General features: G+C 71.9%; 11 protein-coding genes. 3 read left to right on the top strand and 8 right to left on the bottom strand.

From position 1 onward, the window contains the following. Positions 1-223: 223 nt before the first annotated feature. Positions 224-1,495, bottom strand: a complete 1,272-nt coding sequence (tyrS, locus tag AC3YO9_RS17500; protein WP_489984052.1) for a tyrosine--tRNA ligase — start codon at positions 1,493-1,495, stop codon at positions 224-226. Positions 1,496-1,597: 102 nt separating this feature from the next. On the opposite strand from tyrS, the gene AC3YO9_RS17495 reads away from it, so the two are divergent. The 3 genes from AC3YO9_RS17495 to AC3YO9_RS17485 are packed head-to-tail and all read left to right on the top strand — an operon-like array spanning position 1,598 to position 5,117. Continuing rightward, positions 1,598-3,115, top strand: coding sequence for an SDR family NAD(P)-dependent oxidoreductase (locus AC3YO9_RS17495; protein ID WP_489984051.1), 1,518 nt, complete (start codon positions 1,598-1,600; stop codon positions 3,113-3,115). Between the two features lie 58 nt (positions 3,116-3,173). After that, positions 3,174-4,238, top strand: coding sequence for an HpcH/HpaI aldolase/citrate lyase family protein (locus tag AC3YO9_RS17490; RefSeq protein ID WP_127782623.1), 1,065 nt, complete (start codon positions 3,174-3,176; stop codon positions 4,236-4,238). A 3-nt stretch (positions 4,239-4,241) separates the two neighbouring features. Beyond that, positions 4,242-5,117, top strand: coding sequence for an HpcH/HpaI aldolase/citrate lyase family protein (locus AC3YO9_RS17485; RefSeq protein ID WP_127782622.1), 876 nt, complete (start codon positions 4,242-4,244; stop codon positions 5,115-5,117). A 30-nt stretch (positions 5,118-5,147) separates the two neighbouring features. On the opposite strand, the gene AC3YO9_RS17480 is transcribed toward AC3YO9_RS17485, so the two are convergent. The 7 genes from AC3YO9_RS17480 to argB are packed head-to-tail and all read right to left on the bottom strand — an operon-like array spanning position 5,148 to position 12,074. Continuing rightward, positions 5,148-5,798 carry a DNA-3-methyladenine glycosylase gene (locus AC3YO9_RS17480; RefSeq protein WP_489984050.1) on the bottom strand — a complete coding sequence of 217 codons (651 nt, stop codon included), beginning with the start codon at positions 5,796-5,798 and terminating at the stop codon, positions 5,148-5,150. Between the two features lie 30 nt (positions 5,799-5,828). Further along, complete coding sequence (gene argH / locus AC3YO9_RS17475) at positions 5,829-7,250, bottom strand: argininosuccinate lyase (RefSeq protein ID WP_489984049.1); 1,422 nt, start codon at positions 7,248-7,250, stop codon at positions 5,829-5,831. Further along, on the bottom strand, positions 7,247-8,446 hold the full coding sequence (locus AC3YO9_RS17470) for an argininosuccinate synthase (protein WP_489984048.1): 1,200 nt from the start codon (positions 8,444-8,446) through the stop codon (positions 7,247-7,249). The genes argH and AC3YO9_RS17470 overlap by 4 nt, the downstream gene beginning before the upstream one ends. After that, entirely contained in the window at positions 8,439-9,029 is a 591-nt protein-coding gene (locus tag AC3YO9_RS17465; protein WP_489984107.1) for an arginine repressor, read from the bottom strand. Before AC3YO9_RS17465 ends, AC3YO9_RS17470 begins: the two co-directional genes overlap by 8 nt. Beyond that, positions 9,008-9,931 (bottom strand): ornithine carbamoyltransferase, encoded by a 924-nt coding sequence (gene argF, locus AC3YO9_RS17460; protein ID WP_489984047.1) that lies wholly within the window; start codon positions 9,929-9,931, stop codon positions 9,008-9,010. The genes AC3YO9_RS17465 and argF overlap by 22 nt, the downstream gene beginning before the upstream one ends. Continuing rightward, positions 9,928-11,112, bottom strand: a complete 1,185-nt coding sequence (locus tag AC3YO9_RS17455; RefSeq protein ID WP_489984046.1) for an acetylornithine transaminase — start codon at positions 11,110-11,112, stop codon at positions 9,928-9,930. Before AC3YO9_RS17455 ends, argF begins: the two co-directional genes overlap by 4 nt. After that, entirely contained in the window at positions 11,109-12,074 is a 966-nt protein-coding gene (argB, locus tag AC3YO9_RS17450) for an acetylglutamate kinase (RefSeq protein ID WP_489984106.1), read from the bottom strand. The genes AC3YO9_RS17455 and argB overlap by 4 nt, the downstream gene beginning before the upstream one ends. Positions 12,075-12,081 lie beyond the last annotated feature (7 nt).

The raw sequence follows: 12,081 nt of genomic DNA, 5'->3' as shown, positions 1-12,081 counted from the left end.
GTCCTACTGTACACGCACCCGAAGGTGCTCAGTACCGCAGGTGGTCCGCTACCGGCGTCCAACCTCGTGACCGTCGTGGTGACCGGTTCGGCGTCCGCCTCGCTGACAAGGAGAAATTTACGCACTCCGCGGGGCCACGTCAAACCCGCAGGACAGCGGGTGGGGCCGTCGGCGAAGGCGCTGGTCAGCGCCCTGCGCCCGTCGCCGACGGCGACCAAATCGCTCAGCTGAGCCGAACACCGGCCATGTGACGCCGCCCACGGCGCACCACCAGCCAGGTCCCGTGCAGCAGGTCGCCGGCCTCCGGTGCCCAGTCCTCGGTGGTGATGCGCTGGTTGTTCACCGACGCACCCCCCTCCTTGACGGTGCGTCGTGCGGCCCCCTTGCTCTCGCACAGACCGGTGGCCACCAGCAGGTCCACGATCGTGGGAGCGTCCGCGGCCGCGAGCTGCACCGGGGAGGTCTCGGACAGCGCGGCAGCCAGGGTCGCCTCGTCCAGCTCGCGCAGCTCCCCCCGGCCGAACAGCGCCTGGCTGGCCAGCTCCACGGCGCGCGTCTGCTCCGCCCCGTGCACCAAGGTGGTGAGCTCTGCGGCCAGCCGCTTCTGGGCCACCCGGGCCTGGGGGCGCTCCTGCGTCGCCTGCTCCAGCTCGGCCAGCTCGTCGGCGTCGAGGAAGGTGAACCACCGCAGGTAGCGGACGACGTCGGCGTCGGCGGTGTTCACGAAGTACTGGTACCAGGCGTAGGGACTGGTCAGCTCGGGGTCGAGCCAGAGGCTGCCGCCCCCGGTGGACTTGCCGAACTTGGTGCCGTCCGCGGCGGTCACCAGGGGGACGGTGGCGGCGTGCACGCTCGCTCCCCGCACCCGGCGCACCAGGTCGACCCCGGCGATGATGTTCCCCCACTGGTCCGAGCCGCCCACCTGCAGCGTGCAGCCGTGCCGGTCGTGCAACTGCAGGTAGTCGTGCGCCTGCAGCAGCATGTAGCTGAACTCGGTGTAGGACATCCCGTCGCTCTCCAGCCGGCGCTTCACCGTGTCCCTGGCCAGCATCACGTTCACCGAGAAGTGCTTGCCGATGTCGCGCAGGAACTCCGTCACCGGCAGGTCCGCGGTCCAGGTGGCGTTGTCCACGATCAGCGCCCCGCTGGGGGTGTCGTCGAAGTCCACGAAGCGCTCCAGCTGCCCGCGGATGCTCTGGGCCCACTCGGCCACCGTCTCCACCGAGTGCATGCTGCGCTCCCCCACGTCCCGGGGATCACCGATGAGCCCGGTCGCCCCGCCGGCCAGCACCACCGGCCGGTGCCCGGCCCGCTGGAAGCGCTTGAGCGCCAGCAGCGGCACCAGGTGCCCGGCGTGCAGGCTCGGCGCGGTGGGGTCGAAGCCCGCGTAGACGGTCACCGGCCCCGCCGCCAGGTCCCGGCGCAAGGCGTCCAGGTCGGTGCTCTGCGCGATCAGTCCACGCCAGGTCAGCTCGTCAAGAATCTCTTCAGCCACGGGGCGATCCTCCCGCACCGCCCACCCGCGTACCGTGCCGGGAGCCCCTGGACCACTCCAGCACGACCTGGGCCGCCCCCGAGACACGAGACGACGACCTGCATGACTGCGCCTGACCTGACCCCGCCCGACCTGACTCCTGACGCCACGCCCGCCTCCGCCGGCGAGCTGGCCCAGACCGCCAGCGAGCCCCACACCGAGTCCGCGCTGGACCCCGCCGACCTGGCCACCTGCCTGCGGGTGCTGCAGCAGGTGCGCGCGCTGCCGGTGGACCACCCCGACTCCGTCGCCGTGCGCCGGGCCACCGCCGGGGTGTTCAAGGCGGTCAAGCACCAGCGCCGGGCGGACAAGCGTGCCGCCGTGGCCGCGGCCGACAAGGCCGTCATCGCCGCCACCGCCACCGGGTCCCCCGACCGCATCGACGACGAGACCGAGGGCATCCCCCTGGTGTCCAACGCCGCCGGGGCCACCGCGGGTGAGCTGCTGGTGGCCCGCGCCTGCTACATCTGCAAGGCGAAGTACACCCTGGTGGACGCCTTCTACCACCAGCTGTGCCCAGACTGCGCCGCCGAGAACCGCGCCCGCCGCGACGCCCGCGCCGACCTCACCGGCCGCCGGGCGCTGCTCACCGGGGGCCGGGCCAAGATCGGCATGTACATCGCGCTGCGGCTGCTGCGCGACGGCGCGCACACCACCATCACCACCCGCTTCCCCAACGACGCGATCCGCCGGTTCACCGCCATGGAGGACAGCGCCGACTGGCTGCACCGGCTGCGCATCGTGGGCATCGACCTGCGCGACCCCGCGCAGGTGGTGGCGCTGGCGGACTCGGTGGCCGCCGCGGGGCCGCTGGACATCCTCATCAACAACGCTGCGCAGACGGTGCGCCGCTCGCCGGGCTCGTACGCCCCGCTGGCCGCCGCGGAGTCGGCTCCCCTGCCGGCCGGGCCGCTGCCCGAGCTGATCACCTTCGACCACATCAGCGACGCGCACCCCGCGGCGCTGGCCGGCTCGCTCGCCACCAGCCCCACCCCGCACGCGCTGACCGCGCTGGCCCTCACCGCCGGCTCGGCCTCGCCGGCGCGGGTGGCCGACCGCAGCGCCATCGACGCCGGTGGCCTGGTGCCCGACGAGGCACCGGTGAACAGCTGGACCCAGCGGGTGCACGAGGTGGACGCGCTGGAGCTGCTGGAGGTGCAGCTGTGCAACACCACCGCGCCGTTCATCCTGGTGAGCCGGCTGCGCCCGGCGATGGCCGCGGCCAAGGCCCGCCGCAAGTACGTGGTGAACGTGTCCGCCATGGAGGGACAGTTCAGCCGCGCCTACAAGGGTCCGGGACACCCGCACACCAACATGGCCAAGGCCGCGCTGAACATGCTCACCCGCACCAGTGCCGGGGAGATGCTCGACGACGGCATCCTGATGACCGCGGTGGACACCGGCTGGATCACCGACGAGCGCCCGCACCCGACCAAGATGCGCCTGGCCGAGGAGGGCTTCCACGCCCCGCTGGACCTGGTGGACGGCGCAGCCCGGGTGTACGACCCGATCGTGCGTGGGGAGCAGGGCGAGGACCTCTACGGCTGCTTCCTCAAGGACTACCGCCCGTCAGCCTGGTAGGCCCGCCTAGAGTTGGTCGACCTGCAACCACCCCACCAGCTAGCTGGAACGGAGATTCATGCGCTCCCCCAAGGACTTCTTCCGCCCCCTCGCCGTCGGTGCCCCGGAGCCGCTCCGGGAGATCCCGGTGCGGCCGTCGCGGATGATCCACTTCTTCGACCCCAGCAACGAGAAGATGGCGGCCAAGGTCCCCCAGCTCGCCGCCAAGGTGGACATCCTGCTGGGCAACCTCGAGGACGCCATCAAGGCGGACAACAAGGAGGCCGCCCGCCACGGCCTGGTGAAGATCGCCAAGGCCAACGACTTCGGCGAGACCCAGCTGTGGACCCGGGTGAACAGCCTGGAGTCGCCGTGGTTCCTGGACGACGTGACCACGCTGGTCACCGAGATCGGCGACAAGCTCGACGTCATCATGGTGCCCAAGGTGGAGGGCGCCGAGGACATCCACTACGTGGACCGCCTGCTGGCCCAGCTCGAGGCCAAGGCCGGCATCCAGAAGCCGATCATGATCAACGCCCTGCTGGAGACCGCGCGCGGCGTGGTCAACGTGGAGGAGATCTGCTCGGCCAGCCCGCGCATGCAGGGCCTGTCCCTGGGTCCGGCCGACCTGGCCGCCAACCGCCGGATGAAGACCACCCGGGTGGGCGGTGGGCACCCCGGCTACCTGGTGCGCCAGGACCCGACCGACGGCAACATCGAGGGCGAGCGCCCCGTCTACCAGCAGGACCTGTGGCACTACACCCTGGCGCGCATGGTCGACGCCTGCGCGGCCAACGGCATCCTCCCGTTCTACGGCCCCTTCGGGGACATCAAGGACGTCGTGGCCTGCGAGGACCAGTTCCGCAACGCCTTCCTGCTCGGCTGCGTCGGCGCGTGGAGCCTGCACCCGGTGCAGATCGACATCGCCAAGAAGGTCTTCTCCCCCGACCCCGAGGACGTCCGGCACGCCCTGGAGGTCATCGAGGCCATGGGCGACGGCACCGGTGCGGTGATGCTCAACGGCAAGATGGAGGACGACGCGTCGGTCAAGCAGTGCCAGGTGATGGTGCAGCTGGCCCGCGAGCTCGCCGAGAAGGACGCCGACCTCGCCGAGGCCTACGGCTTCGCCGGCAAGGAGGCCTGAGCCATGGCTGAGCACCTGCGTCCCCGCCGGTCGGTCCTCTACATGCCCGGCGCCAACGAGCGCGCGCTGGAGAAGGCCAAGACCCTGCCCACCGACTCCCTCATCCTCGACCTCGAGGACGCCGTCGCCCCCGACGCCAAGGTCGACGCCCGCGCCCGGGTTTGCGCCGCCGCGCAGTCGGGGGAGTACGGCGACCGCGAGGTGACCATCCGGATCAACGGCATCGGCACCCAGTGGCACGAGGACGACCTGGCCGCGGTGGCCAAGGCCGGCCCCGCCGCCGTGGTGGTGCCCAAGATCAACTCCGTGGCCGACGTCGAGGCCATCGAGCGCGGCCTGGAGGCTGGTGGCGCCCCGGCGCACACGAAGATCTGGGCGATGCTGGAGACCCCCATCGCGATGCTGCACGCCGAGCAGATCTGCGCGGCCTCGGAGCGGCTGACAGTGCTGGTGATGGGCACCAACGACCTGGCCAAGGAGCTGCACGCCGAGCACGTGCCCGGGCGCCTGCCGCTGATGGGCGGGCTGCAGCTGGCGCTGCTGGCCGCCCGCGCTGCGGACAAGGAGATCCTGGACGGCGTCTACAACGACGTGAGCAACCTGGACGGGTTCACCGCGGAGTGCCTGCAGGCCCGGCAGATGGGCTTCGACGGCAAGACGCTGATCCACCCGAAGCAGATCGAGCCGTGCAACACCGCCTTTGCCCCCACCGAGGAGGAGATCGCCTCCGCGCAGGAGATCATCGCCGCGTTCGAGGAGGCCCAGCGCGAGGGCCGCGGCGTGGTCACCGTGAACGGACGGATGATCGAGAACCTGCACGTGGACAACGCCAAGCGGATCCTGGCCGTCGCCGACGCGATCGGCGCGCTCCAGGGCTGACCAAGCACCGCACCCGCTGGAGAAGCGGCGTCAGGGACAAGCTTCCTGGCGCCGCTTCTTGGGTGGTGGGGCCGCCTTGTACAGCGACACCGTGGGGTCGCCGGCGATCCAGTACCGCCACGGGAAGCGCTCGGCGTCGCCGCCCTCCCCGCCGACGCCCACGCGCGGGCCCTGCACGATCGACGCCGCCGGCACCGGCTCGGTCGCAGCGGTGACGCAGAGGTCGCCGCCGGGGTCGACCACCGAGGCGTGGTTGTCGGCCAGGGTGAGGCCCAGCGCCACGGTGAGCCGGGCCGGTCCGCGCGCCAGGTCGATCTCGGTGCGGCACACCCCCTTGCCCACGTTGCGCCGGGCCATCGCCACCTCGGCACCGGCGATCACCTCACCGGCCCGCAGCAGCACCCCGTGCGCGGTGCCCGCCGGGCTGCAGACCAGGTTCGCGCAGTGGTGCAGCCCCATGTGCGCGTAGACGTAGAGGTGCCCCGGCGGGCCGAACATCGCGCTGTTGCGCCGGCTCTCCCCGCGGTAGGCGTGCGAGCCAGGGTCGACCTCGCCCATGTAGGCCTCGACCTCGGTGATGCGCAGCGCCACCCCACCGTGGTGCAGCACGCAGCCGAGCAGCTGCGGTGCCACCTCCACGGCGGGGCGGGCGAAGAACTGCGCGTCCAGCCGCGCGCTCATCGGAGAGCTGGGTTCATCGAAGAGCTGGGTTCATCGAAGTGCGGTAGCCCACTTGCGGTGCTGCTGCGAGTCGGCCTGCACCCCGCTGAGCTGCTCGGCCACCCGCACCCCGGCGGTGCCGCCGTGGGCGTCGCGGGAGGCGATGGAGCCGGTGACCGTGAGCACCTCGCGCACGGCCGGTGTCAGGTGCGGGTCGATCTCCGCCAGCTCGGCGTCGGTCAGGTCCTCCAGGCCCACGCCACGGCCCTCGGCGACGCGGACGCAGGCCCCCGCCGCCTCGTGGGCGACCCGGAAGGCCACGCCCTGGCGCACCAGCCACTCGGCCACGTCGGTGGCCAGGGTGAACCCGGCCGGGGCCAGCTCGGCCATCCGGTCGGTGTGGAACTGCAGGGTGGACACCAGGCCGGTGATGGCCGGCAGCAGCAGCTGCAGCTGGGTGACGGAGTCGAACAGCGGCTCCTTGTCCTCCTGCAGGTCCCGGTTGTAGGCCAGCGGCTGCGCCTTGAGCGTGGCCAGCAGCCCGGTGAGGTTGCCGATCAGCCGGCCCGACTTGCCGCGGGTGAGCTCGGCGACGTCGGGGTTCTTCTTCTGCGGCATGATCGAGGACCCGGTGGACCAGGCGTCGGCCAGCGTGACGTAGCTGAACTCCGCGGTGCTCCAGAGGATGACCTCCTCGGCCAGCCGGGACAGGTCCACCCCGATCATCGCCAGCACGAACGCCGCCTCGGCCGCGAAGTCCCGCGAGGAGGTGGCGTCGATGGAGTTCTCCGCCGCCGCGGTGAAGCCCAGCTCGGCGGCCACCGCGTCCGGGTCCAGGCCCAGCGAGGAGCCGGCCAGCGCACCCGAGCCGTAGGGCGACACCGCCGTGCGTCGGTCGAAGTCGCGCAGCCGGGACACGTCGCGCAGCAGCGGGTGGGTGTGCGCCAGCAGGTGGTGGGCCAGCAGCACCGGCTGTGCGTGCTGCAGGTGCGTGCGTCCGGGCATCACGGCGTCGGGGTGCCGCGCTGCCTGGGTGGCCAGCGCGTCCACCACGTCGAGCACGCCGTCGGCCACCACCCGCACCGCGTCGCGCAGCCACATGCGGAACAGGGTGGCGACCTGGTCGTTGCGCGAGCGGCCGGCCCGCAGCCGTCCACCCACCTCCGGGCCCACCCGCTCGATGAGCCCGCGCTCCAGGGCGCTGTGCACGTCCTCGTCGTCGTGGGCGGCGGTGAACGCCCCGCTCCCCACGTCGGCCGCCAGCCGGGTGAGCCCGTCCAGCATGGTCGCCAGGTCATCGTCGGAGAGCAGGCCCGCCTTGTGCAGCACCCGTGCGTGGGCCTGGGAGGCCCGCACGTCGTAGGGCGCGAGCACCCAGTCGAAGTGGGTGGACTTGCTCAGCGCGGCCATGGCCTCCGCGGGACCGGACGCGAAGCGCCCGCCCCACAGACCGGAGTGCGTGCCCTCGCTCACAAGCCCAGGTCCCGCTTGCCGGCGATCTTGGAGGACAGCCCGTGCAGCTGCACGAAGCCCTTGGCCGAGGACTGGTCGAAGGTGTCGCCCTCGTCGTAGGTGGCCAGGTTGAAGTCGTAGAGCGACTCGGCGCTGCGCCGGCCGTTGACGGCGATGGCGCCGCCGTGCAGCACCAGGCGGATGTCGCCGGTGACGTGCTCCTGGGTCTTGGTCACGAAGGTGTCCAGCGCCTGCTTCAGCGGGGAGAACCACAGGCCGTCGTAGACCAGCTCGCTCCAGCGCTGCTCCATCTGCCGCTTGTAGCGGCCCAGCTCGCGCTCCAGGGTGACGTGCTCGAGCTCCTGGTGGGCGGTGATGAGCACCATCGCACCGGGGGCCTCGTAGATCTCGCGGCTCTTGATGCCGACGAGGCGGTCCTCCACCACGTCCAGCCGGCCCACGCCCTGCGCACCGGCGCGGCGGTTGAGCTCCTCGATGGCCTGCAGCACGGTGACCGGGCGGCCGTCGATGGCGACCGGGCGACCCTTCTCGAAGCTGATGATCAGCTCGTCGGGCGCCTGCCAGTTGACGGTGGGGTCCTCGGTGTAGGAGTAGACGTCCTTGGTGGGCGCGTTCCACAGGTCCTCGAGGAACCCGGTCTCCACCGCGCGACCCCACACGTTCTGGTCGATGGAGAACGGCGAGCGCTTGGAGACCTGGATCGGGATGCCGTTGTCCTCGGCGAAGGCGATGGCCTTCTCCCGGGTCCAGGCGTAGTCGCGGACGGGCGCGAGCACCTTCAGGTCGGGCGCGAGGGTGTTGAAGCCGACCTCGAAGCGGACCTGGTCGTTGCCCTTGCCGGTGCAGCCGTGGGCGACGATGGTGCCGCCGTGGGCGCGGGCCGCGGTGACCAGGTGCTTGACGATCAGCGGCCGGCTGATGGCCGAGACCAGCGGGTAGCGGTCCATGTAGAGGGCGTTGGCCTCGATGGTGGGCAGGCAGTACTCGTCGGCGAACTCGTTGCGGGCGTCGATGACCACGGACTCCACCGCGCCGCAGTCCAGGGCGCGCTGGCGGATGTCGGCCATGTCCTCCCCGCCCTGGCCCAGGTCGATGGCGACGGCGACGACGTCAGCGCCGGTCTCCTTGCCGATCCAGCTGATGGCGACAGAGGTGTCCAGCCCGCCCGAGTAGGCGAGTACGACGCGATCAGCCATGAGTTGTGGTCTCCTTCAGATCTGTTGCTTGTGCGATATCGGTGGTGGTTGGTGCAAGTACCCGGTCGGCCCGGGCAAGGGTGAGCAGCTTCTCGGCCAGCGCGGCGCCGCTGAGCGGCTCCCGGGCCAGCACCATGATGGTGTCATCCCCGGCGATGGTTCCGACAACCTCGTGCAGGGCGGCCCGGTCCAGCGCGCTGGCCAGGAACTGCGCGGCCCCAGGCGGAGTGCGCAGCACCGCCAGGTTGGCACTGTGGTCGGCGGAGACGAGCAGCTCGGCGAGCATGCGGCCGAGGCGGTCGGTGCCGCCCTGCACGCCCCGCACGGGACTGCCCTCCTCGGGGATGACGTAGACCCCCACCCCGCCGTCCGCCCCGCGCAGCTTCACCGCGCCGAGCTCGTCGAGGTCGCGGGACAGCGTGGCCTGGGTGGCCTCGACGCCTTCAGCGAGCAGGAGGGCGGCCAGCTCCCGGTGGCTGCGCACCTCCGCGGTGCGGAGCAGCTCGGTGATGCGGGCCTGCCGCGCCACCCGGCTGAGCCCTGCGGTCCTGCCCGCTCCGGTCACTGGTGCTCCAGCAACCAGCTCAGCAGCGCCTTCTGTGCGTGCAGCCGGTTCTCCGCCTCGTCCCACACGCCGCTGTGCACCCCGTCGAGGACCTCGTCGGTGATCTCGTCCCCGCGGTGGGCGGGCAGGCAGTGCAGCACCACCGGGTTGGCTGCGGCCAGCCCAAGCATGCGGGCGTTGACCTGGAAGGGACGGAAGGGCCGCACCCGATCCAGCCCGTCGTCCTCCTGGCCCATGGAGGTCCAGGTGTCGGTGACCAGCACGTCGGCACCGTCGGCCCCGGCGTCGGCGCTGGTGGTGGTGTGCACGCTGCCGCCAGTCTCGGCGGCTCGCTTGGCAGCGGCCTCCAGGATGCCCGGCTCCGGGGTGAAGCCCTCCGGGGCAGCCACGGTGACGTGCATCCCGGCGGTGGCCCCGCCCAGCAGCAGCGAGTGCGCCATGTTGTTGGCGCCGTCGCCGAAGTAGGTCATCCGCAGCCCGGCCAGCTCGCCCCGGCGCTGCTTGATGGTCTGCAGGTCGGCGAGCACCTGGCAGGGGTGGAACTCGTCGGAGAGCGCGTTGACCACCGGCACGGTGGCCCCGGCGACCATCTGCTCCAGGCGGCGCTGGGCGAAGGTGCGCCAGACGATGGCGCTGACGTAGCGGGACAGCACCCGTCCGGTGTCGTCGATGGTCTCCTCGCGGCCCAGCTGCATGGTGCGCCCGTCCACCACGACGGCGTGCCCGCCCAGCTGGGCGATGCCCACCTCGAAGGAGAAGCGGGTGCGGGTGGAGTTCTTCTCGAAGATCACCCCGACGCCCTGCGGCCCCTCCAGGGGGCGCTTGGAGTACGGCGCGGCCCTCAGCTGCGCGGCGAGCTCCAGCACCTCGGCCTGCTCGGCCGGGGAGAGGTCGTCGTCACGCAGGAAGTGGCGGGTCATGAGGTGGGCTCCTGTGCGGTGTCGAGGATGGCGGGAAGAGCGGTGAGGAAGCTGGTGGCCTGCTCGTCGGTGAGCACCAGCGGCGGCGCGAGCCGGACGACCTCGGGCCGTGCGGCGTTGACCAGGAACCCGGCGCGCCGGGCGGCCAGCTCCACCTGGGGGGCGAGGTCGGCGCGCAGCACCACGCCGAGCAGCATCCCAGCGCCCCGCACGTGGTCCACCAGCGGGTGGGCGAGCTCCTCGATGCCGGTGGCGAGGGTCTTGCCCAGTGCGGCGGCCCGCTCCACCAGGCGCTCGGAGTCCATCGTGGACAGCACCGCCAGCGCGGCAGCGCAGGACACTGGGTTCCCACCGAAGGTGGTGCCGTGCTGGCCGGGCTCGAGCAGCGTGGCCGCCTGGCCGATGCCGATGCAGGCACCGATGGGCAGCCCACCACCGAGCCCCTTGGCCAAGGTGATCACGTCGGGGGTGATGCCGGCGGACTGGTGGGCGAAGAAGTGGCCGGTGCGGCCCACGCCGGTCTGCACCTCGTCCAGCATGAGCAGCGCGCCGTGGCGGCTGGTGATCTCCCGCGCCGCGGCCAGGTAGCCCTCCGGCGGGACCACCACGCCGAACTCGCCCATCATCGGCTCGAGCATCACCGCGGCGGTGTCACCGTCCACGGCGCGCTCCAGCGCCGCGACGTCGCCGTAGGGCACGTGCCGCACCCCCGGCGGCATCGGCTCGAAGGGCGCCCGCTTGGCCTCCTGGCCGGTCAGGGCCAGCGAGCCCATGGTGCGGCCGTGGAAGGAGTTCTCCGCGGCGATGATGGTGGGCCGACCGGTGCGCCGGGCGATCTTGAAGGCGGCCTCGTTGGCCTCCGCCCCGGAGTTGCCGAACACCACCCGAGCGTCCTCGCGACCCACCTTGGCCACCAGCCGCTCGGCCAGCTCCAGGGCGCGCTCGTTGAGGTACAGGTTGGAGACGTGGCCCAGGGTGGACACCTGGTTGGTGACGGCCTCGACGATCGAGGGGTGGGCGTGGCCCAGCAGGTTGACCGCGATGCCGCCCAGCAGGTCGAGGTAGTCCTTGCCGTCGGCGTCGGTGACCACCGCCCCGGAGCCGCGGACCAGCGCCACCGGCGGGGTGCCGTAGTTGTTCATCAGGGCGTGGTTCCAGCGCTGCTGCAGGGGCGCGGTCATGACAGGGCTCCCGGCCTCGTGGGGTTCTGCACGGTGGGGGTGCGCAGAGTGTTGGTCTGGCCAGTGGGGGTCTGGGCAGGGGGCGGGACCACCATCGTCCCGATGCCCTGCGAGGTGAACACCTCGAGCAGGACGGAGTGGGCGGTGCGGCCGTCGATGACGTGGGCGGTGGGCACTCCCCCGCGCACGGCCCGCAGGCAGGCTTCCATCTTGGGCACCATGCCCGCGCTGAGGCTGGGCACCAGGGTGGCCAGCTCGTCGGCGTCGATCACCGAGCGCAGCGAGGTGCGGTCGGGCCAGTCGGTGTAGAGCCCCTCGACGTCGGTGAGCACCACCAGCTTCTCCGCGCCCAGGGCCTCCGCCAACGCGGCGGCGGCGGTGTCGGCGTTGACGTTGTGCACCACGCCGTCGAGGTCGGGGGCGATGGAGGAGACCACCGGGATGCGCCCGGCGCCGACGAGGTCGAGCACCGCGGCGGGGTTGACGCCCACGACGTCGCCGACCAGCCCGATGTCCACCGGCTCACCGTCCACGGTGGCGGTGCGCCGGGCGGCGGTGAACAGGTGCGCGTCCTCGCCGGACAGGCCCACCGCGAGCGGGCCGTGGGCGTTGATCAGCCCGACGAGCTCCCGGCCGACCTGGCCGAAGAGCACCATCCGCACCACGTCCATCACCTCGGGGGTGGTGACCCGCAGGCCGCCCTTGAACTCCCCCTCCATGCCCAGCCGGGCCAGCATCGCGCTGATCTGCGGACCGCCGCCGTGCACCACCACGGGGTGGATTCCCGCGGTGCGCAGAAAGACCATGTCCTGGGCGAAGGCGTGCTTGAGCCGGTCGTCGATCATGGCGTTGCCGCCGTACTTGACCACCACGATCTTGCCGTGGAAGCGCTGCAGCCAGGGCAGGGCCTCGATCAGCACGCTGGCCTTGTGCTGCGCCTGGTCCAGCGGGTCGGCCGCCAGCTGCGCC

The sequence above is a fragment of the Rhodococcus sp. Z6_132 genome, from assembly GCF_058133635.1.
Note: the sequence above shows the minus strand (reverse complement) of the source record. Positions and strands in the feature narration are given on the sequence as shown.

What these genes read in the sequence shown, in the direction of transcription:
- AC3YO9_RS17495 (WP_489984051.1), top strand. Translation starts at nt 1,598, where the DNA reads ATGACTGCGCCTGACCTGACCCCGCCCGACCTGACTCCTGACGCCACG.
- AC3YO9_RS17490 (WP_127782623.1), top strand. Translation starts at nt 3,174, where the DNA reads ATGCGCTCCCCCAAGGACTTCTTCCGCCCCCTCGCCGTCGGTGCCCCG.
- AC3YO9_RS17485 (WP_127782622.1), top strand. Translation starts at nt 4,242, where the DNA reads ATGGCTGAGCACCTGCGTCCCCGCCGGTCGGTCCTCTACATGCCCGGC.
- AC3YO9_RS17480 (WP_489984050.1), bottom strand. Translation starts at nt 5,798, where the DNA reads ATGAGCGCGCGGCTGGACGCGCAGTTCTTCGCCCGCCCCGCCGTGGAG.
- AC3YO9_RS17470 (WP_489984048.1), bottom strand. Translation starts at nt 8,446, where the DNA reads ATGGCTGATCGCGTCGTACTCGCCTACTCGGGCGGGCTGGACACCTCT.
- argF (WP_489984047.1), bottom strand. Translation starts at nt 9,931, where the DNA reads ATGACCCGCCACTTCCTGCGTGACGACGACCTCTCCCCGGCCGAGCAG.
- AC3YO9_RS17455 (WP_489984046.1), bottom strand. Translation starts at nt 11,112, where the DNA reads ATGACCGCGCCCCTGCAGCAGCGCTGGAACCACGCCCTGATGAACAAC.